The sequence below is a fragment of the Streptomyces sp. AM 2-1-1 genome (assembly GCF_029167645.1).
Taxonomy (GTDB): domain Bacteria; phylum Actinomycetota; class Actinomycetes; order Streptomycetales; family Streptomycetaceae; genus Streptomyces.
Genome location: NZ_CP119147.1, coordinates 7073569 through 7096292 on the forward strand (window position 1 = coordinate 7073569; position 22724 = coordinate 7096292).

General features: G+C 71.3%; 15 protein-coding genes and 8 pseudogenes. 8 read left to right on the forward strand and 15 right to left on the reverse strand.

Going from position 1 to position 22724, the window contains the following annotated elements; translation table 11 throughout:
* Window positions 1-171 precede the first annotated feature (171 nt).
* Window positions 172-1827, forward strand: a complete 1656-nt coding sequence (locus PZB77_RS30470) for a beta-propeller fold lactonase family protein (protein ID WP_275495838.1) — start codon at window positions 172-174, stop codon at window positions 1825-1827.
* 825 nt (window positions 1828-2652) lie between these two features.
* Here PZB77_RS30470 and PZB77_RS30475 read toward each other — a convergent pair.
* On the reverse strand, window positions 2653-3318 hold the full coding sequence (locus tag PZB77_RS30475; protein ID WP_275495855.1) for a TetR/AcrR family transcriptional regulator: 666 nt from the start codon (window positions 3316-3318) through the stop codon (window positions 2653-2655).
* A gap of 108 nt (window positions 3319-3426) precedes the next feature.
* On the opposite strand from PZB77_RS30475, the gene PZB77_RS30480 reads away from it, so the two are divergent.
* A complete protein-coding gene (locus tag PZB77_RS30480; RefSeq protein ID WP_275490470.1) occupies window positions 3427-4374 on the forward strand; it encodes an SDR family NAD(P)-dependent oxidoreductase in 948 nt (315 codons plus the stop codon).
* 259 nt (window positions 4375-4633) lie between these two features.
* The gene (locus PZB77_RS30485) at window positions 4634-5836 is read left to right on the forward strand and encodes an oxygenase MpaB family protein (protein WP_275490469.1); all 1203 of its coding nucleotides are present in this window, start codon (window positions 4634-4636) and stop codon (window positions 5834-5836) included.
* A gap of 672 nt (window positions 5837-6508) precedes the next feature.
* Here the strand turns inward: PZB77_RS30485 and PZB77_RS30490 are convergent.
* From PZB77_RS30490 to PZB77_RS30525, 8 genes and pseudogenes are all read right to left on the reverse strand, one after another.
* Window positions 6509-7582: an LLM class flavin-dependent oxidoreductase gene (locus PZB77_RS30490; protein ID WP_275490468.1), complete on the reverse strand. Its 1074-nt coding sequence runs from the start codon at window positions 7580-7582 to the stop codon at window positions 6509-6511.
* A 4-nt stretch (window positions 7583-7586) separates the two neighbouring features.
* Window positions 7587-8474 (reverse strand): ABC transporter substrate-binding protein, encoded by an 888-nt coding sequence (locus PZB77_RS30495; RefSeq protein WP_275490467.1) that lies wholly within the window; start codon window positions 8472-8474, stop codon window positions 7587-7589.
* Window positions 8475-9230 (reverse strand): ABC transporter ATP-binding protein, encoded by a 756-nt coding sequence (locus PZB77_RS30500; RefSeq protein ID WP_275490466.1) that lies wholly within the window; start codon window positions 9228-9230, stop codon window positions 8475-8477.
* Window positions 9227-10111 carry an ABC transporter permease gene (locus PZB77_RS30505; RefSeq protein ID WP_275495839.1) on the reverse strand — a complete coding sequence of 295 codons (885 nt, stop codon included), beginning with the start codon at window positions 10109-10111 and terminating at the stop codon, window positions 9227-9229. The genes PZB77_RS30500 and PZB77_RS30505 overlap by 4 nt, the downstream gene beginning before the upstream one ends.
* Window positions 10112-10216: 105 nt before the next feature.
* A complete protein-coding gene (locus tag PZB77_RS30510; protein ID WP_275495840.1) occupies window positions 10217-10705 on the reverse strand; it encodes an ABC transporter substrate-binding protein in 489 nt (162 codons plus the stop codon).
* Between the two features lie 153 nt (window positions 10706-10858).
* Window positions 10859-11023, reverse strand: coding sequence for a hypothetical protein (locus tag PZB77_RS30515; RefSeq protein ID WP_275495841.1), 165 nt, complete (start codon window positions 11021-11023; stop codon window positions 10859-10861).
* A 153-nt stretch (window positions 11024-11176) separates the two neighbouring features.
* Window positions 11177-11469: pseudogene (locus tag PZB77_RS30520) on the reverse strand (hypothetical protein); the annotation flags it as partial.
* 78 nt (window positions 11470-11547) lie between these two features.
* A pseudogene (locus PZB77_RS30525) lies at window positions 11548-12278 on the reverse strand (hypothetical protein); the annotation flags it as partial.
* Between the two features lie 771 nt (window positions 12279-13049).
* On the opposite strand from PZB77_RS30525, the pseudogene PZB77_RS30530 reads away from it, so the two are divergent.
* A pseudogene (locus PZB77_RS30530) lies at window positions 13050-13838 on the forward strand (IclR family transcriptional regulator).
* Between the two features lie 165 nt (window positions 13839-14003).
* Here the strand turns inward: PZB77_RS30530 and PZB77_RS30535 are convergent.
* From PZB77_RS30535 to PZB77_RS30555, 5 genes and pseudogenes are all read right to left on the reverse strand, one after another.
* Window positions 14004-14719: pseudogene (locus PZB77_RS30535) on the reverse strand (SDR family oxidoreductase).
* Window positions 14720-14837: 118 nt separating this feature from the next.
* On the reverse strand, window positions 14838-15101 hold the full coding sequence (locus PZB77_RS30540; protein WP_275496288.1) for an SDR family oxidoreductase: 264 nt from the start codon (window positions 15099-15101) through the stop codon (window positions 14838-14840).
* A 3-nt stretch (window positions 15102-15104) separates the two neighbouring features.
* A pseudogene (locus tag PZB77_RS30545) lies at window positions 15105-15371 on the reverse strand (hypothetical protein); the annotation flags it as partial.
* Window positions 15322-15498, reverse strand: a pseudogene (locus PZB77_RS30550) (SDR family NAD(P)-dependent oxidoreductase); the annotation flags it as partial. The pseudogenes PZB77_RS30550 and PZB77_RS30545, both read right to left, overlap by 50 nt.
* Before the next feature lie 821 nt (window positions 15499-16319).
* Window positions 16320-17346 (reverse strand): annotated as a pseudogene (locus PZB77_RS30555) (alcohol dehydrogenase catalytic domain-containing protein).
* A 213-nt stretch (window positions 17347-17559) separates the two neighbouring features.
* On the opposite strand from PZB77_RS30555, the gene PZB77_RS30560 reads away from it, so the two are divergent.
* The gene (locus PZB77_RS30560; protein ID WP_275490456.1) at window positions 17560-18438 is read left to right on the forward strand and encodes a helix-turn-helix transcriptional regulator; all 879 of its coding nucleotides are present in this window, start codon (window positions 17560-17562) and stop codon (window positions 18436-18438) included.
* Between the two features lie 166 nt (window positions 18439-18604).
* Here PZB77_RS30560 and PZB77_RS30565 read toward each other — a convergent pair whose 3' ends face one another.
* Window positions 18605-19063 carry a helix-turn-helix domain-containing protein gene (locus PZB77_RS30565; RefSeq protein ID WP_275490455.1) on the reverse strand — a complete coding sequence of 153 codons (459 nt, stop codon included), beginning with the start codon at window positions 19061-19063 and terminating at the stop codon, window positions 18605-18607.
* 83 nt (window positions 19064-19146) lie between these two features.
* On the opposite strand from PZB77_RS30565, the gene PZB77_RS30570 reads away from it, so the two are divergent.
* The 3 genes and pseudogenes from PZB77_RS30570 to PZB77_RS30580 all read left to right on the forward strand — a co-directional run bounded on the left by PZB77_RS30570 (window position 19147) and on the right by PZB77_RS30580 (window position 22640).
* Window positions 19147-20394 (forward strand): MFS transporter, encoded by a 1248-nt coding sequence (locus PZB77_RS30570; protein WP_275490454.1) that lies wholly within the window; start codon window positions 19147-19149, stop codon window positions 20392-20394.
* Between the two features lie 325 nt (window positions 20395-20719).
* Window positions 20720-21166, forward strand: a pseudogene (locus tag PZB77_RS30575) (transposase family protein); the annotation flags it as partial.
* Window positions 21167-21530: 364 nt separating this feature from the next.
* Window positions 21531-22640 carry a hypothetical protein gene (locus PZB77_RS30580; protein ID WP_275490453.1) on the forward strand — a complete coding sequence of 370 codons (1110 nt, stop codon included), beginning with the start codon at window positions 21531-21533 and terminating at the stop codon, window positions 22638-22640.
* Window positions 22641-22724 lie beyond the last annotated feature (84 nt).

Genomic DNA, 22724 nt, shown 5'->3' on the forward strand with positions numbered 1-22724 from the left:
ACGCGGGGCGGACCTCGAAGAAGGGTCGAGGCACCTGATGTCCTCACGCTCCGCGTTACGCCCGTCGCGTCTGCGACGCAGATTCTCCGCACTGGTCGCCGCCGGCGCACTCGCCGTCACCGGACTGGTCGCGCTGCCCCCCCGGCCGCGCAGGCGCTGCCGCCCGCCCCCGTGGCGTACGTCGCCGACCTGAGCGGCAACACCGTGACGGCGCTCGACACGGCCACCAACACGGCTGTCGCGACCATCCCCGTGGGAGCTTCCCCGATCGGGGTGGTGGTGTCCCCGGACGGTACCCGCGCCTACGTCGCGAACAACGGCTCGTCCTCCGTTTCGGTGATCGACACCACCACCAACACCGTCACCGCGACCCCCGCGGTCGGCAACGGCCCCATCAAGCTCGCGGTGTCCCCGGACGGCGCCACCCTCTACACCGCGAACTCCGGCGCGAACACCGTCTCCGTCCTCGACACCGCCACCAACACGCTCACCGGGACCGTCGCGGTCGGCGCCCTCCCGTTCGGCATCGCACTGTCCCCGGACGGCACCCGCGCCTACGTCTCCAACAACAACGGCAACACGGTGTCGGTGATCGACACCACCACCGACACCGTCGTCGCGACCGTCGGCACCGGCCTGAAACCCAACGTCATCAAGGTGACCCCGGACGGCACCCGCGCCTACGTCGGCAACCAGAACTCCCACACCGTCTCCGTGATCGACACCGCCACCAACACCGTCACCGCGACCGTCCCTGTCGGTATCGGCCCCTTCGGCCTCTCGCTCTCCCCGGACGGCACCCGCGCCTACGCCAGCAACAACAGCGCGTCCTCAGTCTCGGTGATCGACACCACCAGCAACACCGTCGTCGCCACCGTCGGCGTCGGCAACGGCCCGTTCGAGTCCGCGGTCACCCCCGACGGCACCTCGGTGTACGTCCCCAACGGCTACAACGGCACCATGTCGGTCATCGACACCGCCACCAACACCGTCACCGCGACCTTTCCCCTCGGCCCCTTCCCGTACGCGGTCGCCTTCGCCCCCGCCGGCACCGCGGTACCCACCGCGGACCTGACCGTCGCCGTCACCGACGCCCCCGACCCGGTCAACGCCGGCGACCCCCTCACCTACACCGCCACCGTCGGCAACAACGGCTCCGAGGCCGCCACGGGCACCACTGCCACGATCACCCTCTCCGGTGCCGCCCGCACCATCACCTCGGCGAGCGCTTCCCAGGGCTCCTGCACCGTCACCGCGCCGACCGTCACGTGCGCCCTGGGCACGGTCGCCGACGGCGCGTCGGCCACCCTCACCGTGAACGTGACCCCGACCGCGGCCGGCACCCTGACCGCCACCGTCACCGCCGCGGCCACCGAGACCGACCCGGTCCCCGGCGACAACACCGCAGCCCAGTCCACCACCGTCGCCACCCCGCCGACCGCGGACGTCGATGTCGACCTCACCGCCCAGCCGCGGCTGGGCATCCTGGCGCCCTACATCACCTACACCCTGACCGCCCGCAACACCGGCCCCCACCCGGTCACCTCCGCGACCGTGAAGGCGGCACTCCCGCCGGGCGCCTCGGCCACCGGCCTCTCCACCGGATGCACCACCAGCGGCACCACGGTGACCTGCTCCTACGGGGCCATCGCCAACGGCGCGAGCGTCAACAAGACCTTCCGCGTCCCGCTCGGCCTGCTGAGCCTCGGCCCGGTCACCGTCACCGGCCAGCGCACCGCCTCCGCACCCGCCGACACCAGCGCCGCCAACGACACCGCCGCCGTCACCTGCAACGCGCTGTCCATCGTTCTCGTCACCTGCCCCTGACACCGGCCGGCCGCCGGACCCGGACCACCCGGCACGGTTGCCCCCACCGGCCCACAAGCCGGCGGGGGCAACCGTGCCGGCCAGCCCACGGGAAACACGCCCCGGGACCCGGGCCGTGCCCTGAACGCCGGCCGCCGGCGCGGCCGGCCAGAAGCGGGCGTCGGTCTTCCCCTCTCCTGATACCCGCCCCGCCCCGGTGACCCCGACCACCAAACCGGAACCGTGACAAGGCGGCCCGGCTCGCGGACCCGGCGGCAGCGCCCGCCGGCGTGGGGTCCCCGAGCATTTCCGTCGGTTCCGACCCACAAGTGCCGAGATGTTTGGTTTCCGCGTGGGGGGTACTCAAAGGTGCAGGCAGTCGGCGTACGCGGCTGCTGAGGTGCTGGACGGTTGGGAAAACAGCTCCCGGCGCCGTCCCTAGGTCCGGGTTTGCCGAGTCCGGGTGGGTGTCTGCGCCGAGGGCACCCGCCCGGTGCCCCCGATGCTTCGCAGGCCGCTGACCGGCTCCCTCGGCGGCAGGGCCTCGGCCGCGCCGTGGGGACCTGCGCCGCCGCACACCACGACTGCCTGAGCACCCCCGCGCCCGGCGGCACGCTGCCGGACGCCGGCGGTCAGACACCGCCACCGGGTCCCGACCTCGCCCCGCCGTGCGGCGAGTCGTCCGGTCGGGTACCGCAGGGGGCGTCTGGAAGGTCGATCGACGACGGGTCAAGGGCGGACGGTGGATCTTGGCCGCGGACCCGTCCACCAAGGGCTTCGCCGTTCCGCGGCTCCGCCCCACGCGACCCGCGCCCTCAGGTCGCAAGAGGCTCGGAACGCCGCGGGTCAGCTGCGGGGGAGCGCGCCCAGGAGGGTCGTCGTCAGGGCCAGTTTCAGGGAGTCCTTCAACTCCAGGTGGAAGCGTGCGAGGTCGGGCTCGGCCCGGTAGGCCGCTTGCAGGCTGGCCGGGGGAGTGCTGTACGCCGACAGCGCGCCGGCCAGGACCATGGTCTGCAGGCTGAACATCGTCGCGTTCTCGCCCAGCTCCGGCAGGTACGTCAGGAGCAGTGAGGTCATGGTTGCCAGGCGGTCCAGAGAGGCGCGCTTGTACCGTGCGACGACCTCGACGGAGACGTTGTGTTCCAGGACGCTGCCCTGAGCGCCGAAGAGGTCGCACAGTACCGCTCGGCCGGAGAGTGAGCGGCTGAGGATCTCGGCCACCGCCACCGCTCGCTCGGCCATGGGCAGGTTTTCGTCGACGTCGGCGGTCAGCTCTCCTGCCAGTTCCGTCAGCCACTCCTGCAGGAAGCGGTCCAGCAGTTCCAGCAGCACCGCCTCGCGGGACTCGAAGTAGCGCAGCACGTTCGGCTTCGCCAGGCCCACCCGGCGGCTGAGTTCGTTCAGGGTGACCGAGGCCACCGGCATCTCGTCCAGCATCGCCGATGTCATGTCGAGGATCGCCCGTCGCCGGATCTCCCGCTGCTCTTCGGTGCGCGCCCGCTGGAAAGTCACGGTCACCAGCCTAACTTAAGTACCCCCGGTACGTTGACAACGTACCGAGAGTACTTTAGCTTCGTGGAAACAAGATACCTTCGGTACTTAACCAGGTGGGAGTCCGGCATGGGCGAGAAGTGGACGACGGCGTACATCCCGGACCAGCGCGGGCGGGTGGCCGTGGTGACCGGGGCCAATACCGGCCTGGGCTACGAGACCGCCAAGGCGTTGGCCGGGCGCGGCGCCTCCGTGGTGCTCGCCGTGCGCGATGTCGGGAAGGGCGAGCGAGCCGCAGCGCGCATGACCGGTGACGTGACCGTCCAGGAGCTGGACCTGACCTCCCTCGACTCCGTCCGGGCCGCGGCGGCGTCGCTGCGGTCGCGGCTCGACCGGATCGACCTGCTGATCAACAACGCGGGCGTGATGTACACCCCGAAGCAGACCACCCGCGACGGCTTCGAGATGCAGTTCGGCACCAACCACCTCGGTCACTTCGCGCTCACCGGGCTGCTGCTGGAGCTGATGCTGCCGGTGTCCGGCTCGCGCGTGGTGACGGTCAGCAGCACCGGCCACCGCATCCGGGCCGCGATCCACTTCGACGACTTGCAGGGGGAGCGGTCCTACGGCCGGGTCGCCGCCTATGGTCAGTCCAAGCTGGCCAACCTCATGTTCACGTACGAGCTGCAGCGTCGGCTTGCCACGTACGGCACCACCGTCGCGGTGGCCGCACACCCCGGCATGTCCAGCACCGAACTCGCCCGCAACAGCCCCGCGGCCCTCCGCCTTCCGCTCACCCGGCTCGCGCCGCTGATCACCCAGACGCCGGCGATGGGCGCGCTGCCGACCCTGCGCGCCGCCACCGACGCCGCCGTGCTCGGCGGCCAGTACTACGGCCCCGGCGGACGCAACGAGATCATGGGCCACCCCCGGCTGGTGACCTCCAGCCCGCAGTCGTACGACGCAGCCGTCCAGCAGCGGCTGTGGGCCGTCTCCGAAGACCTCACCGGGGTGAGGTTCCCCACCGCCGGCTCCCAGCGGAAGCCGCTTCCCTCCGGATCGGCCGCCACCCAGTAGCCCGCGCTGGTGACAGGCGCTGACCCCTCCCGGCCTGGGCCGAAGAACAGTGCGTCCGCCCTTGAGCGAGCCTTGCCCCTGCCCCGCCCACCGCCCGCGAGCGCGAGGCCACAGCCGAGCGAGACAGGGGTGGTCGCGTCCGAGCCAGGGTTTGCCCTGCCGGATCGGCCGCCTTCCTCGTCCGCTCCCGCACGGGGTGCGAGGCGGCCTCACCGGGCAGGCGGCCGGCCCTGTCCCGGACCGGCTAGGGTGGCCACTCATGGTGACTGAACGATTTCGTAAGGTGATGACGCCGGTGGGGGCGGGTCCGGTGGTTCCGACCCCCGCCGACCTCGCTCTGCTGGACCGGCTCATGAACGTCGGCGACCCGGACTCCGACGCGGTGGTCGGTGACCTGTTCGCGCACGGGCAGGTCGAGCGCGTCAACGAGCTCCTGCACGACTGGAAGGTCAACGGACAACCTCTGCCGGACGGCCTGCCGGACAAGGTCGTCTCCTTCCTGACCGCGGGTCTGGTGGTGCCGGCCTGGGCGGACCGGGCCGCTGTCAGCCGCGCCCAGCGGTTCGAGCGGGAACACGCCATCGAGGAAGGCATCACCGCGGCCCTGCACACCACCATCGGCCGGGTCCGTATGCCGATGGAGATGAGCGCCATCGACCGCGCCGTCGACCTGAACGACGCCGAACTGTTCGCAGGCAAAGCAGCACAGCTCCTGGTCGGCTTCTACCAGGCCGAACCGTTCGGGCCTTCGAGCAACCTGCTCGTCGACCTCCTCAAGACGCGGATGATGCACTCGGCCGTCCGGCACCTGCTCCAGGCCGACCACTGGGACCAGGGCCGGTGGGGGACACCGATCAACCAGATCACGTTCCTGCAGAACTGGACGATGTTCACCAACGCCGCCTACGACACCCTGCCCAAATTCGGGACCACGATGACGCCCCAGGAACAGGCCGACCACCTGCACCTGTGGCGCGTCTACGGAGCGATGCTGGGCATGCCGCTCGACATCCTGCCGACCACCGTCGCGGACTCGCTCCACATCGCCGCGGTCCTCAAGCAGCACCTGAGCGAGGACTCCGCCAAAGCCGACGCCCAGTCCCAGCAGGCCATCGACGCCGTGGCCAAAATCGTCTCCGGACCGGCGGCGCCGGCGGCCCGGCCCTTCGTCACCGCCTTCGTCCGCTACGTCATCGGCGATGAGGAAGCGGACCACATCCACCTGGCCCGGGACCCCTTCCTGGACTCGTCCGTCAAAGTCGCGGTCCCGGCAGCCTTCACCACCATCAACACCGTCGGAGCCTCCGGCCTGCCCAGGGGCGGATTCAACGACATCCTCTTCACCCTCGTCCAACGCTGGCTCGAACGCGAGCACGGCGATGTCGACCTGCCCATGAACACCCGCCTGATCCCGGCACCCAGCACCGGACACCCCGCGACGCAGGCACCGGCACGCACCTGACGACACCTCTCGCCCAGACCCTCCAGCCCCGCCCCCGCCTCCGCGGGGAACGTCGCTGAACGGGCGCCGAGACCAACGGGCCGTCCGCTACCCCGCCACCATCGGCGGCGGGGTACCGGACGCGAGCGGGACATCGACCCACGCCGCGCCGGCCCTTCCCGTACGTGCCCAGCCACCGCCGCCGCCACGGCCGTGACGGACCGAGGCCGCCCTCCGCAGCGCTCGTGCAGTAGCCGGCTTCGGCACCACCCCGGACCCCGGTGGAGCAGCCACTCCATGCCCCGGGGCCCGGCACGGGGCCGCGCAATCCCTCGACCGCACGGCCCGGTCCCACGTCGCGGCCCGCCCCGGCACTGCGAGGTCCTCCACCACCCTGCGGGCCGGCCGCGCCTTCCGCGAGCGGTACCCCGACGCGCAGGCCGTGCACGCTTTCCCTCCCTGCTTCGGCGACTACGTCCCCCGGTCGGCGGACGTGGTCAGCCGTACACCGGGCGGTCTTTCCGTCGAGGCGATCGAGGAGGCCGCCGACCTCGCCGACGCCGTCGGACCGCACCCCCGCCCGCGCGGCGCATGCTCCCGGAGGAGGACGAGTTCCCGCCGGGGGCCGGTCACCGAGGCGCGCAGGCGCGCTTCGTCCCCGGGCCCCGCCGGCCGGCGCACCGCCCGGCCGCGTCAGCGGGTGACACCCAACGCCGGCAGCACCGTCTCCGCGACCCGGTACGCTTCCTCCAGGAGCGGGTTGCCGGAGAGAATGAAGGTGTCGACACCCAGGCCCTCGAACTCCCTGAGCCTTTCGACGACCTGCGCGGTCGAGCCCACCACCGCGGTGCCGGGCCCCGGCCGGAACAGGCTCATGCCCGGCCACATGTTGGGATGGACCTCCAGCTCACGGGCGTGCGCGGGAACCTTCCCGCCGTGCTGGCGGAACTGCCGCTGCCAGCCCACACCTTCCTCGCCCGCCCGGTCGCCGAGCTGGCGGGCGTACGTCGCGTCGCTGGTGACGTCGAGCAGTCGGTCGGCGGCCGCCCACGCCTCTTCCTCCGTGTCCCGGACGATCAGATGCAGCCGCAGTCCGATCCTGAGCGTGCGGCCGTACGCGGCGGCCCTCGCCCGGACCTTCTCCAGCTTCTCCTTCAGCAGGTGCGGCGGCTCACCCCAGGTCAGGAAGACGTCGACGTGCTCGGCCGCCATCTCGATGCCGGCGTCGGACGAGCCGCCGAACCAGAGCGGGATGTGCCCGTCCTGGACCGGCTTCAGCTCCCGGAAGGAAGCTCCGGCGTTCTTCAGGTCGTAGAAGCGGCCCTTGTGGTCGAAGACCTCGCCGGCCGTCAGGCGCTTCACGATCGACCAGTACTCCGCGCTCAGCTCGTACCGCTCGTCGTGCTCCACGTGGAGTCCGTACTCCTGGAGCGACTTCGTCGAACCGTTGACCACGTTGAAGCGCAGCCGGCCACCGAAGAGCGTGTCGAAACTGAGCGCCATCTTGGCGAGCAGCGTCGGCGAGACGAGCCCGGGGTGGACGGCGAGCAGCGGCTTGAACCGAGTGCTCGTCGATGCGGCGAGCGCGCTGCCCAGCGGCCAGACGTCGTACAGGTCGGTGGCGAGGAGCGCGCCGCTGTAGCCGAGCCGCTCCACCGTCCCGGCCAGCTGGCCCAGGTAGCCGAGGTCGACCGGGCGTCTGCCCGCGGGCTCCCAGGGGTAGGCGCCTTCGCGCGGAATGATGTACCAGAGGACTTCGGTCGCCATGTCGTCATACCGCCTTGCCGACCGCGGCACGGGCACGGGCGTGGGCCACGGTGATCGGGCGGTCGATGAATCCGGTCCGGTGGAAGATGTCGGCGGCCTCCTGCTGCTCGGCGATGAACGCGTCGGTGACGGGCTCGATCGCCCAGGGCAGGGAGGCAAGCGCGGTCTCCCAGTCGTCCGCCGATCCGCCGAGGTCGGCGGCCGCGATCCCGGCCGCCTGCCGGGGGTGGGCCGCCGCCCACTCGTCGGCGCGCTTCAGCGCCCGGGTCAGGGCCTCGATCGCTTCGGGCCGGGATTCGGCGAGGTCGCGGCGGGTGAAGAAGACGGAACGGTCGCTGATGACGTCGCCGGTACGGACCAGGGTCCGTACCCCGCCGGTGCGCCGCGCGGCGGCCAGCTCGGCCCCCTGGGCGATCCAGGCGGCGATCTCGCCGGTGCGCAGCAGGTGCTCGCTGCCGGCGTCGCTGCGGACGGCGGTGATGTCGTCGGCGTAGGACAGCCCGGCGTCGTCCAGGGCCTTGGCGATCAGATGGGTCTGCCAGGAGCCGATCGCCAGGTGGACGGTCGAGCCCTTGAGGTCGGCGACGGTCCGCATGGGGCTGTCCTCGGCGACGAGGAGCGCGCCGTGTCCGGGGCGTGGTGCGGAGACGGCCGTGTAGACGATGTCGTGCCCGGTGGCCTGCGCGGTGACGGGCGGGGTGGACCCGGTACCGCCGAAGTCGATGACGCCCTGGGTCAGGAGCTCTCCGGTGCGTACGCCGTTGGTGTACGGGTGGAAGACGACGCTCTCGCCCAGCGGGTCCAACTCCTGCTGGGCGAAGCCGAGCCGGGAGAGGTGGTACAGGTAGTAGAGGGACGGGTTGCTGCTGTGGACACCGATGGTGATGGTCATTCAGGTCACTCCGGCTTCGGTTCGGGCGGGGGAAGGAAGGGAAGGTGCGGGGGCCTCGACGCCGAGGTCGGCGAGAAGGCGTCGGCGCAGGGCCGCGAAGGCGGGATCGCCGGGGTCGCGTGGCCGGCCGATCCCGACCTTCTCGTCGGTGACGAGCCGGCCGTCACGCAGGACCGCGACCCGGTCGGCCAGCCGTACGGCCTCGTCGACGTCGTGGGTGACCAGGAGGACGGCGGGCCGGTGCCTGAGGCACAGCTCACCGACGAGCGCCTGCATCTTCAGCCGGGTCAGTGCGTCGAGCGCGGCGAACGGCTCGTCCAGCAGCAGGAGTTCGGGTTGACGGACCAGGGCGCGGGCAAGTGCGACGCGCTGGGCCTCTCCGCCGGAGAGGGTGGTCGGCCAGGCCCCGGCGTGGCGTTCCAGGCCGACTTCGGCCAGCGCTCCGAGCCCGTCCGCGGAGCGGCTGCGCGGCAGCCCGACCGTCACGTTGGCGAGAACCTTCTTCGACGGGACGAGGCGGGGTTCCTGGAAGACGATGGTGCGCGCCTCGGGAACGAGTACCTCTCCCTCGTCGGCGGCGTCGAGGGCTCCGAGGATCCGCAGCAAAGTCGTCTTCCCGCTGCCGCTGGCCCCGAGCAGTGCGACGAACTCTCCCCGGGCGATGTCGAGTCGGAGATCGTCCAGCACAGCCCTGGTGCCGAAGACGCGGCGCAGCCCTCGTACCCGTACGGCGGGAGCGGATGTCGAATCGGTCATCGGGTGGCTCCCTGAGGAGTGCGCCACGGCATCAGCAGGCGTTCCAGCAGCCGGACGACGATGTCGGCGGTCAGTCCGAGGAGTCCGTAGACGAGGATGCAGACTGCCAGGACGTCGGTGCGGGCGTAGCTCTGCGCCTGGGACATCAGATAGCCGATGCCGGCGGTGGCGTTGATCTCCTCGGCTGCGATCAGCGCGATGACGCTGAGCGTCATCGACAGGCGCAGCCCGGCGAGCAGGGACGGCAGGGCGCCGGGCAGCACGACTTCGCGTACGAGGGCGAGCCGTCCCAGGCCGAAGCTCCGCATGGCCTCGATGAGTTTCGGGTCGGTGTTGCGGACTCCGCTCGATGTGGACACGTACATCGGGAAGGTGGTGGCGACGGCGATGAGGAGGACCTTCGCCGTCTCGTTGATCCCGAACCAGACCATGAACAGTGGTACCAGCGAGAGGAAGGGGATGGTGCGCAGGGTCTGGAGCGAGGAGTCGAGGAGTTCGTCGCCGAGGCGGGTGAACCCGGTGGTGATGCCGAGGGTCAGTCCGGCGGCCAGTCCGATCAGAAGGCCGAGTCCGGAGCGGGTGAGCGAGATGGTGAGGGCGTCGGGCAGCTGCCCGTTGCCCCACAGCTCACCGACGGCCCGGACCACTGCGCCGGGCGATGCCAGCACGTCGGGCGTGAGGAGTCCGGTGGCGGACGCCACCCACCACAGGGCCAGCAGCAGGACCGGGCCGACGGTGCGGACGGCGAGCGCGTAGCCCCGACCGCGGGCTCTGCGGAGCTGGGGGCGCGGCCGGACGAGGCCGGTGTGCGGGGCCGCGGGCTCGCCGGAGTCGGCTTCCCGGCGGACGAGTCCGGGGGAAGCGGCGGCGGCGTCGCTCACTTCAGCTCCTGGACGTCGAGCAGGTGGGGGGCGACATCGACTCGGGTCCTGGTGACCTTCTGCTCGGCGTAGAACGCGGCGACGGCCCTGAAGCGCTCGATGTCCTCAGGGCCGATGGGGTCGATGGTGCCGCCCTGTGCCAGGAACCGCGTCTGGACCTCCTTGGCCTTCCCCGTCACGGCGGTCGGGCCGGGCGTCCGCGAAGACGTTGAGGTAGGCGGCCGGGTTCCGCTTCTCCTTGGCGCTGGCCTCGTGGAGGTACTGGTAGAGGGCCTTCAAGACCTTCGGGTGCTGCTCGGCGAACTCTGTCCGTACGGCATTGAGGCTGTAGTTGTCGGAGCCGAGCGCCGCACCGTCGGCGACGAAGTGCGCCTTGCCGCTGCCGATCTCCGCGACGGCGTAGGTGGCCCAGACGGCCCAGGCATCGACCTGGCCGGCGTTGAAGACCGCCGCCGTCTGGTCCGGCTGCAGATAGACCCCTCTGCCCTCGTCCGCCGGGATGCCGGCCTTGGCGAGAGCCTTGGAGCAGCAGGTACTCGCTCGTGCCGCCCTGGTTACACGGCCACAAAAACTTCTTCCGGCCAGGTCGGCCACCGAGGTGATGTCCGAGCCGTTCCGGCCGAGAGGATGCCCTCTCCCGCGGCGTCCGGGTCGACGGCGGTGAAGAACTTGAAGCCAGGGCGTTAAGCGAGCGAGGTGATGCCGGAGGTGATGGATCCCCGGTGGCGATGTCCAGCTGGTCCGCGTTCATCGCCTGCCGGCGGTCGGGCGGGCGAACGGGCCGGCGCTGCCGGTCCATTCGACCTTGGCGCCCGCCTTGGACAGGTCTGCCTTGTCGAGGCTGCTGTCCTTCTTGCCGAGGGCGAGCACGCCGTGTGGAGCCGCCGGCGGCTCGGGGATGCGCTCGGTCACGCTGGCCTTGCTCGCCGGAGCCCTTCGCCGCGTCGTCGGCCTCGGAGGCACCGCAGTGCAGTGGGGCCCGAGGAGCGAGGAGACGGTGAGGAGTGCCGGAACGGCTGTCGCATGCGTGGCCGGGGAGTGTTCACGATGAAGGTTCCTCGTGACTCAGGGGGCGGCGGAGGTTCCGGCGGCCCAGAGCGGCTGCGCGGCGGGCAGCGGCCCGGGGTCCCGGCCCAGCGCCGCCACGTCCCGACGGGCCTCCGGCAGGAAGCCGGGGGGGGGGATGGGCACGCAGCCCGGCTTCCTGTGCGGCGAGCAGGCCGAGACGTTCGGCGGACAGGTCGGGGTGGAGGGTCAGATGGGTGCCTGGCCTGCAGGCACCGGCGACTCCGTCGGCCCCCGCCCTGGGGGAAGGTCTCGGCGCCGAGGATGCGGGGGGGGGCGACCTCGTCGGGCCGTCCGGTGTGTGTGTGTGTGTGTGTGTGTGTGTCGCGTGTGTGTGTGTGTGTGTGTGTGTGTGTGTGTGTGTGTGTGGTGGCCCAGTCGGCTGCCCGCTCAGCAAGACGGCGAGAGCGGGAACCGGTCGACGAGGCCGGGGTGGTCGTCGAGGAGTAGATGATGGACGGTGATGGGGCGCGGCGTGCCGTTGTTGACGCGGAAGCGGCGGTCGGGCAGTCCGTCGAGAGGTCGACGCCCCCCCCACCCCGGCACCCGGCACGGCGGGCCGCCCCGACGGCGAGCGCGCCCTTCACGCACACGGCGTCGACGTCACCACGCCGCAGCGCGGGGCGAAAAGATCGGCCGCCCAGCGGCCCCGCTCAAAAAAAAAAAAAAAAAAAAAAAAAAAAAAAAAAAAATGCCCGTCGGCGGCCACGTCCATATTATAGAGAGAGAGAGAGAGAGCGAGCGAGGTGTCCTCGAGCGAGAGTCCGGCGGAGGCGAGCCCCCCCTCGAAGCCGCGCAGGGCCATGGCACGCCAGAAATCGATGGCGATGTCGTGCTGGGGCAGGGCGAGCAGCGGCCCGAGCAGGAGGCCGGCGCCCCGGATGCCGGAGCCGGGTGCGACCAGGATGGCCTGCCGTTCCTCGATCCAGGTGAGTCCGATCAGCCCGGTGCGTTCGCCCCATGAACGGGCCCACAGGGCGGGGACGTTGCCGCGTGCTCTGAAAAGGCCGGGTAGGGCGTGGGTGTAGTGCGCGGCGCGGTCGGTCTCCGGGGAGGCGTCCTGCAGGGAACGCACGGAGATGCCGCTCAGCGGCAGACCCAAGGCGTCGTCGTGCGTGAACCATCGTTCTTCTTCTTCTTCTTCTTCTTCTTCTTCTTCTTCTTCTTCTTCTTCTTCTTCTTCTTCTTCTTCTTCTTCTTCTTCTTCTTCTTCTTCTTCTTCTTCTTCTTCTTCTTCTTCTTCTTCTTCTTCTTCTTCTTCTTCTTCTTCTTCTTCTTCTTCTTCTTCTTCTTCTTCTTCTTCTTCTTCTTCTTCTTCTTCTTCTTTGCCGGTCGGCGGCGATGCCGGTGGCGGTGGGCACGGGACAGCGGGTGAACCAGAGGGTCCGGGCAGGACGGCAGGCGTCATGAGGTTTTTCCGGGGATCGACGAAGCAGGGGGAGCCGGCGGCGCGGCACGCACGTCCCGGTCCGGGCAGCTAACGCATGGAAGGGGCCCGCCGCGCGTCGGACCGACGCGCCGGGTGCGAAAAGGAGCGGGGAGGGGAACTGCGCAGAGGGTCAGCGACAGGCGGAGCTGGACACGCGGGCCAGGTCGATGTGACTGCGCAGCGTGAGGACGAGCGGGACCGGAGCGGCGTGGGCGGGGAGTCCCGGTTCGGCGGCCGGCCATGGCACTGCTCCCTTAGCTCGTCGGTTCAGCTCGTCGGTGATGACGGCGGCAGCCTGCCACGGAGCTGTGCCCGCCCACAACTCGCTTCCCATGATGCGGGATCACGTATGAACGCACTGTTTCACCAGGCACTTGTGACCGAGGGGGCCTCCCACAGTGTGGAAACATCGAAGTCCGCATCCGACAGCGGGAGTGAACCCACATGACCGACGCCGCAGCACGCGCTCCCGGCGGGGCCCAGGCGGTACAGCGCGCACTGGACGTCCTGCACTGTTTCCACGACAACGGCCCCGACCTGAGCGCCTCCGACCTCGCCCGCCGCCTGAGCCTGTCCGTCTCCACGGCCCACCGGCTTGCCCGCACCCTGCTCGGCGCCGAGTGCCCGGAGCAGGACGCCCGGACGTCCGGCTACCGGCTCGGGCCCGCCGTGACCGAACTGGGCCGGCTCTCCTACTACCAGCGTGGCCTGCATCCGGCGGCCCCCGAGCTGGCGGATCTCGCCGACCGCACGGGCGCCACCGCCGACCTCCCGCCCTGCGCAGCGGACTGTACGCGGTGATCGACGCCGGCGGTTCGGTGACCCCGAAGGCAGGACCGCGGCGGCCGCTGCACTCCACCGCACTGGGGAAGGTGCTGCTGGCTTGGCCGACGCCCGGCGAGGGCGGGCCTCCTCGCCGCCCCCCTTGCCCGCGTTCACCGACCGCACGATCGTCGAACCGGCGGCCCTGGACGCGGAGCTGGCACGGGTGCGGTCCGCCGGCTACGCCGTCATCGACGGCGAGTCGGCCCACGGGGCGCTGACATTGGAGCTGCCGGTGCTGGACGGCGCCGGGCACGCCCGTTTCGCCCTGGCGGTACGGGGCACGCCGTCCGTCATCACCGAGGCCCGCACCGACGATTCCTGGCCCAGGCGCGACCCTGCGCACGGGCTCTGGAGGGGGGGGGGGTGCTTCCGCTGTCATGGGGGGAGCGGCGGCCACCCGGCCCCTGAGTCTTCCCCCGGAACCGGTTCGGCGGGGGAGCCGGGCCCTCACCCGGACGTTCGATCCCGTCGCCGCCTGCGATCGTCACCAGTCGGCGGCGCGTGACGACCGCGATGGTTTGCCGGACGTCACAGGACTGGTGCAGCACCCGTCCGGCCGGCACGAGTGGGCTGTTACCGAGCGGTATAGCCGCCGTCGACGGGCAGGGCGATGCCGGTGACGTAGCCGGCGCCAGGGCTGGAGAGCCACAGGACGGCCTGGGCGATCTCGTCGGCGGTCCCGAGACGGTTGATGGCCTGGCCGGCTTCGGCCTGGGTGCGGGTCGAGTTCGCCGCCTTCGACCACCGCGGCGTCGACCATGGGGGTGGCGATGGTGCCGGGGCAGACGGCGCTGATGCGGATGCCGCGGGAGCCGTGTCCGAGGGCGGCGCTCTCGGTCAGGCCGATCACGCCGTGCTTGGGTGGCGTGGTAGGCGGCGCGGCCGGGGTTGCCGACGAGACCGCCGAGGGAAGAGCAGTTGACGATGGCGCCGCTGCCCTGGCCGCGCATGTGGCGCAGTTCGTGCTTCATGGCCGCCAAGATGCCGCGCAGGTTGACGTTCTGGACGCGGTCGAACTGTTCGGCGCTCTCGTCGGCGGCGTCGGTGGGCGGGGGCATGATCCCGGCGTTGTTGCAGGCCATGTCGAGGCGGCCGAAGGTCTCCACGGTGCGGTCGACGGCGGCGGCGACCTGGTCCTCGTCAGTGACGTCGCAGACCAGGGCGAGGGCCCGGTGGCCGGCGTCGGTGAGTTCCTTCACCGTCCCCTCGACAGCCGTCTCGTCGATGCCTTCGGCGAGGTCGACGGCAGCGCCGGCTTCGGCGAAGGCGCGGGCGGTGGCCAGGCCCAGGCCGGAGGAGGCGCCGGTGACGAAGGCGACCTGGCCGGTGAAGTCATAGACGGGGTCTGCGGAGAAAAATACTCGGACAGGGTTTCGGCGGGGGTTTCGGACGGGGATGCCGGAGGGTTCAGGTGGTCTGGCCGCCGTCGACGACGAGGGCGGTGCCGGTGGTGAAGGCGGCGTCGGCGCAGCACAGCCAGAGCACGGCGGAGGATACATCCCCGGGCTGGCCGAGGCGGCCGACGGGCTCGTCGGCGAAATGTCCTTCGCGGCCCCCGGGGCGGGTGTCGCCGAAGCGGCGGATCATCTCGGTGTCGATGATCCCGGGGCTTTTGACCTCGGCGCCGGAGGAGACGTTGACGATCGCGCCGCCGCCGTCCTGCTTCAGCATCTGGCGGATCTGGGCGCGGGTGCACAGGAACGCCTGGGTGAGGCCGACGCCGAGGACGCGGTCCCCGTCGTTCCTCGTGGTGTCGGCGGCCGACTGGACGGGCTGCTCGACGCCGGCGTTGTTGAAGGCGGCATCCAGGGTTCCGAAGCGCCGGACAGCCCTGGTCGATCGCGGCCTTGACGTCGTTCTCGCTGGTGACGTCGCAGGTGAGGGCGAGGGTTTCGCCGCTGCCCGCCTCGATGAGGCGGGCGGCTTCGTGCAGGCCGCCACGGGACAGGTCGGCGAGGGCGACCTGTGCGCCTGCGCGGGCGAAAGCGAGGGCGGTGGCCCCTCCGATGCCCCCGGCCGCGCCGGTGACGAAGGCGGCCTTGCCGTGGAAGCCGTAGGTGACGCGCACGTTCGTTCTCCCTTCGGGAAGGCGGGTCGCAGACGAGGGACCCTAAGGCGGGTCGGTGCCGCCGGGGGCACCGGCGCGCCGGTATCGGCGGGGAGGCGGCACGGGTCAGGGGGCGGCTTCGACGGTGACGCTGGTCGCCCGGCCGAGCTGAAGCATCGCGCCGGGATGCCCTCACCGTCGAGTTCGCTCGCCGCGTGCCGAGGTGATCGGCGCCGGTGGCGGATCAGGAGCGAGACGTGGCGGCCGACGGCAACGCCGACCGGCAAATGGCCGCCCCCGTCCAGGCCCGCGCCGACGGGAGCGAACGGGTACCGGCGAGCACTTCGAGCGACAGCAAGGCGGGGGCGGGGCCAAGCGATCGCCACACAGAGCCAGGGGGTGGCGGGGCGGCGGTTTTTTCCTCGTCGGCCGGCCGGGTCCAGCCAGTGCACGACTGCGTCGTCCTCGCCGCTCTCGCCGATGGCCATGTGGACCATCAGGCCGGCTCGGGGCGGCGCCGTGCCAGTGCTCCTCGCCTTGGCCTTGGCCCAGGACGCGGTCACCGGGCTCGATGACCTCCACCGGGCCGCCGCGGCGCCGGTACAGGCCGACGCATGCGGCCATGTACACGCTCTGCCTTTGCTGCATGGCAGAGCCAGTGGGTGCGCAGGCGCCGGGCATGAAGTGCACCAGGGAGGCGTGCGACAGGGGAAGGGGCAGGGCCGCCATGACCGGGTCGATGTAGACGTCACTCAAAGAATCCAGTCGGCCGGATTCTCGACTTGGTCTAGGCCGAGCAGCCGGCAAGACCTGCACGGCTGTTCGGGGTGCAGTCGGGATGATCACGGCGTGAGGAGGGTCTTGACGGCGCGGTGCTCGTCCATCGCCCTGCAGTTCTCGGCGATCAGCTCCAGGGGCAGGGTAAGGTCGAAGATCCGCTCTGGCCGATCTGCGGGCCAGGACTCGGTCGAGCAGGTCGCAGCAGGTAGCGGCGTATTGGGCAGTTTTGCCGCGCAGGCCGACGTGGGAGAAGAACAGCTCCTGCGCTCGTCGACGGCGACTCGTGGTGGACACTTCGATGAAGCCGGATATCGCCGCCTGGAGGGCGGAGCGCAGCGCCTGGCTCATGGCCTGGGCCGTGCCGACGCACTCCAGGACGCCGTCGGCGCCGATCCCGCCGGCTACGCCTTCGATTTTTTCCACGCCCTCGTCGCCGCGCTCGGTGACGATGTCAGGGGCGCCGGAACTCCCGGGCGAGCTTCTGCCGCGACTCGTGCCGCGACATGGCGATGATCTGCTCCGCGCCTCCCTCCTTCGCCGCGATCACCCCGGCGAACAGGCCTACCGCGCCGTAAAACCCGACCACGGCGGTCGAGCCGGGCCCCACCTCGGCGGCGTCCGCGGCCTACCAGCCGGTGCCCATCACATCGGAGATGGCCAGCGCAGACCGGGCCACAGCTCCTCGCCGGGCACCTCGCCGGTGGCCAGCACGTAGGTGCCCTGGGCGTGGGGGATACGCACGTACTCGGCCTCGCAGGTCGAAATGAACTCGCGGTGCGAGCAGTGCGACTGGAAACCGTTCGTGCAGTTCGCACAGGTGTTGTCGGACGTGGCGAACGAGCCGACGACGAACTGCCCCGGCTTCACCGCGGTGACCTCGGAGCCGACCTCCTCGACGAAGCCGACGTACTCGTGGCCCATCGGGTGCGGGTCGCCGATCGGCTCGGCGCCGCGGTAGGGCCACAGGTCAGAGCCGCACACGCAGGTGACGGCCGTGCGGATGATCGCGTCGGTGGGGTGAAGCAGCTTCGGGTCGTCCAGAGACTCGAAGCGGACGTCACCGGGGGCGTGGATGACTGCGCCGCGCATGGATGAGCTTCCTTTCGCGTGCCGGGGCGGGCGGTCCCGGATGCCGGGGTCGTCGCCGAATGCAGGGACAGGTGCACGATCCCGTCGTGGTGACCGGGCGAAAAGCACCACGTCATCCAGGTAACCCGCTCTTTCCGCGGGGAGCGAGACACCATCAAGGGGTGTACCGCCAGTACATCCCCAGGGGCGCAGGCGGCACGTACCGTCGAAGGAGTGGACAACCAAGCAGAAGTCCGCGAGTTCCTGACCTCGCGGCGAGCCAAGATCACCCCCGAGCAGGCCGGCCTGCCCCCCGGGAGCCGCCGACGGGTACCGGGCCTGCGCCGCAGCGAGGTCGCCGCGCTCGCCGACGTGAGCGTGGAGTACTACGCCAAGCTGGAGCGCGGCAGCCTCGCCGGCGTCTCCCCGGCCGTCCTCGAAGCCGTCGCCCGTGCGCTCCAGCTCGACGACGCCGAGCGCGCTCACCTGCTGAACCTCGCTCACGCCGCCGACGGCTCCGACGCCCTCATCCGCCCCCGGCGCCGCACCGCGCAGTGGAAGGCGCACCGGAGCCTGCAGTGGGTCCTGGACGCCGTCACCGCCGGTCCCGCCTTCGTGCGCAACGGCCGCATGGACCTGCTCGCTACCAATGAGCTCGCCCGCGCCTTCTACGCCGACGTCTACGCCTCGGCCGGCAACCAGGCGAACCTGGCCCGCTTCCAGTTCCTCGATCCCGCCTCGCGCCGTTTCCACCCCGACTGGGAGCAGGCCGCTGACATGGCCGTGGCCATCTTGCGCACCGAAGCCGGCCGCAGCCCCCACGACAAGGGCCTGCACGACCTCGTCGGTGAGCTGTCCACCCGCAGCGACGACTTCCGCACCCGCTGGGGTGCCCACAACGTCCGCCACCACGGCACCGGCACCAAGCGTTTCCACCACCGCACCGCAGGCGACCTCACCCTCGCCTACGAGGGCCTGGAGATGGCCGCCGCCCCGGGTCTCACGCTCACCATCTACACCGCCGAACCCGGCTCATCCTCCGAAGAGGGCCTAGGCCTCCTCGCCTCCTGGGCAGCCACGTCCCAGCCCTTCACACCTCACTTCGGCGACTGACATCACGACTCCGCACAGCGCGCCGGCTGACCGGGGGCGCCGCGCGGAAAACGTGGTGAGGGCCTGTCCGCGGCCGGCGCTCCGAGGTCTGTCGTCGGCGGGACGGACCACAGACGCCGCCGCGCCCTGCCCGGCCCCGTTCCGCCGGACGGGGCGCGGCGGCCGGTCATCCGGCCTTCCGTACCCGGGAACTGTCCACGCCGACGATCCCGCCGTCCGCGTCGGTCGGTACGACCTCCGGCACGGGTGCGCCGTGCCGGTCGACGAGGATGGAGTGCGCTTCGCCCGGCGCGAAGGCGTGCCGTTCCCCCCACTGCCGGAGCGTGAGGACGGCGGGGAAGAGATCGTGGCCGGCCTCGGTCAGGACGTACTCCTGGCGTCGGCCCGACGCCGCGGTGGTCCGGGCGAGGAGCCCGTGCGCGACCAGCTTGCGAAGACGGTCGCTGAGGATGTTGCGCGCGATCCCGGTGCGCCGCTGGAACTCGGTGAACGAGCGCGCGCCGTCCATCGCGTCGCGGACGACCAGCAGGCTCCACTTGTCCCCGACCAGGTCCAGGGTGCGGGCGACGGGGCAGTCGGGATCGGTCCACTGGGGCCCGGGGGAGCACGCGGTGCTGCCTGGCATGACACCTCCCATTGAGTTGCGGATTGAAACCATCATGCCGTACTGTCGAATAGGTTGCAATTTGCTACTGAATGGGGTCTGTGATGACTGCGTGGCGGCGCTTGCTGCTCGCGATGGTGTGTGGGGTCGCCGTGGCGAGCATCTACGCCGCGCAGACGGTCCTGGACCCGATGGGCCACGACCTCGGAGTGGCGCCCGGGCTCACCGGCTGGATCGTCTCCACCGGCCAGTTCGGATACCTGGTGGGCCTCGTGCTGCTGGTGCCCCTCGGGGACGTGGCGGACCGGCGCCGGCTGATCGCCGTACACCTGGCCGTCACGGCGGCCGGCATGGTCCTGACGGCGTCGGCGACGGCCTCCTGGGTGGCGTTCGCCGGACTCGCCGCGGCCGGGATGTTCGCGGTGGTGGTACAGACCACGGTGGCCTACGCCGCGTCGGTGTCGTCGCCCGGAGAACGCGGACGCGACATCGGGGTGGTGACCTCGGGCGTGGTCGTCGGCATTCTGGGCGCGCGGGCCGTCACCGGCGCGCTCACCGAGCTGTGGGGCTGGCGCAGCGTCTACGTCGTCCTCGCGGTGCTGTCCCTGGGACTCGCGGCCCTCGTCCTCGCCGTCCTGCCGACGGAGGAACGGTCCGGCCGCCCCACGGGATACGTACGCGCCGTGACCTCGATCGGCGGGCTCTTCCGGCAACGGCTCTTCCTGTCCCGGGGGCTCATCGCCTTCTTCCTCTTCGCGTCCTTCGGGACGCTGTGGAGCGGGTTGTCCCTGCCGCTGTCGGACGCGCCCTGGCACCTGAGCGAGGGGCAGACCGGCCTCTTCGGCTTCGTCGGCCTCGCGGGCGCCCTGGGCGCGGCACGTGCGGGACGATGGGCGGATGCGGGGCGGGCGATGCCCGTCACCGGTCTCGCGCTGGGCCTGCTCATCCTCTCCTGGGCGGCGATCGGGCAATTGACGTGGACCCTGTGGATCCCGCTCGTCGGGATCGTGCTGCTGGACTTCGCCGTCCAGGCCGTGCACGTGAGCAACCAGCATCTCCTCACCACCGCCCACCCCGAGCGCGTCAGTGGCGTCATCGGCGGCTACATGGTCTTCTACTCGCTCGGTTCCGCCCTTGGCGCGGCCTCCACCACCGCGCTCTTCGCCGCCCACGGCTGGGCGGGGTCCAGCTTCCTCGGGGCCGGCCTCGCCGCGTGCGCGCTGGTCGTCTGGGCGGTCAACCGACGGCTTTCCGTCGACGGCGCGACCCCGTCCGGCGAGGGCACGGACGCCACCCCCGTCGGGGACGGGAAAGCCGTGGAGCGGGCCGGGCGCGCGGCCTCCACCCACTGACCCGTTCCACCGCCGGCGTGGCGCGCCTCCGTCCCGGGGCGCGCCACCGGCATGCGGTGGCCTCCGTCGGCGGCGCCACCCCGTGAAGGCCCTCCCACGCGAGGGGTGTTCGTGTACGACCGGGCGGCGACTCACCCACCTGACGGTTCATCGAGCGTTTTCAGAGTGGCCACCGATCGAGTGACGGCGACGGGGGTCGCCACGCACGAGGCGCCCGCGCCGCCGAGGGAGATGCCCGACCTCTCGACTCTTCAGCGCAGGTGCCTCGCCGGTTCCCTATCGGGCCGCACTCGACCTGCCTCATGCGCCGGTCGAGTGGGTCACCATGCTCATCGTCACCCGCGAGCCCGACCGCCGCTGCGAGCTCCCGCCGCGCAGGCACGCCGGTCGCTCCGGTGGACCTGCGCAAACGCGACACCCTGGCCCAACTCGCAGCGGCCTTCGGCATATCGGCCGGCACCGCTCACGCCCGCACCGGTGCGGTCATCGACCTTCAGGCCGACCGGGCGCCGGCCCCGCTGAAGGTCCTGCGCGAGACCGGTCCGGAGTACGTACTGCCCGACGGGACGCTCGCCGACCGCGACCGAGCGGGCGAGGGCCGGGCCGACTGCTCCTCCGACCACCGCCGCCACGGCGTGAACGTGCAGGTCGTGACCGACCCGGTCGGCGAGGTCGTGTGGATCTCTCCCGCCTTGCCCGACAGGTGCCAGACCCGACCTCGGCCCCCACCCGCAGAATCATCCGGATCTGCGAACGCCAGGGAGTCCCCGTCGGAGGCGAGGACGCTCGCCCGGAGGGTGCGTACGTGCTCGGGATGTCCGATCAGCTGACATAAACGTCAGGGCGATCAGAGCCTGCGGGGCGTACCGCCCTGAAGGGGCGATGATCGTTTCGATCAACTCGTCGATCGGGGTGTCGCGCGGCCGCGGGGTGCCGACCCGGGGCCGGCCCGGGGACGCGCTCACCGGCGTGGCCGAGCAGTCACGGTTTCCCGGTACCCGGAACGGTCATCGTGATCGGCCACCTGCCTGTGATGCCTGGGAGGTGCCAACATCCCTCCCCAGAAACGCCGTTGGGGGGAGAGAAAGGCGCCCGGACGCCTACCGGGCCGCAGCCCGGGCCACCACAATCTCGGTATGACGATCACGCCGGCCCCTCCGAGCGCACCGCCGACCCGCCGCACCCCCCTCGACCTCGCCCGCGGGATCCTCACGGGCGCGGTGATCGGGAGCTCGCTCGCCGCACTCGTCGTCGGCACTGTCCTCGAACGCGTTCCCCTGCTGGCCGGCGGCTTGGCCGTCCCCCTCGCCTACGGACTGCTGGTCCTCGCCGCTGGGGCGCCCGAGCGCGCACGCGAGGCGGCCATCGTCCCCCGTACCACGCTCGCCAAGATCGAGAGCCTGCGCGCCACCGGCGGGGAGACCAGCGACGTGCCCGTCCGCTTGGACCTCACCGTCGCCCCGGACGGCGGACCGGCGTACCGCGTCGAGTCCACCCAGTCCGTCAATCTCGTCGACCTGCCCGACTACGAACCAGGCGGCATCGTCGTCGTCCAGTACCCACCGCACCAGCCGTGGGCGGTGAAGCTGGTGAAGCGCCCCACACCGGAATGGGAGGACCGCGCGACCGCGGCCCGCATCGATTCAGCGCCCGGCCCCGCCCTGACCGACGAGCGGCCCCCGGACAGCACCGTCGGCGGCTACCTCACCCTCCTCGCCCTGCTGCTCGGCGCGGCCGGCGTGGTCTTCGTCTTCCGGGCCGACCTCTTCGGCACGGAAGACCCTGCCGACCGGCCCCCCTCGGCCGCTGCGCCCGCCGACCCCGGCACCTCGTCCACCACGATCGTCTCGGCCGCGTCCGGCACCGTCGCCCTCGGCCCCGGACAGTCCCTGTTTGACGAGGGCCGACTGCGTGTGGCGGTCGATTCGCTCACCAAGGGCGACGGCAGAAAGCGCCAGGCCCTCACCGTCGTCGTGCAGGACCACCTGCTCACCGTCGTCTTCACCGCGGCGGGCTCGCAGGTACCCGGCTTCGACCTGGACGCGCTGCCCTACCCGCGTATCCCCGCCCTCGTCCGGGAGGCCGGAGCCACTCTCGGCGTCCGCTCCCCGCAGACCTGGCAGCTCACCGCCGAGAGCCTGTCCGGCGTCCTCACCCTCAGAGTCGGGGTGGCCGGCGCCGACGGCGCCGCCTCGTTGGAGGCGGACGGCCACGGCGAGATCGTGCGGCGCGTCCCGGCGCGCTGACAGACGGACGGAACGGGCGCCCGGACGGAACGGGTGAGCCGGGCGGGGCAGGCTAAGGGCTGTCCCGCAATTCCTGGCGGGTGC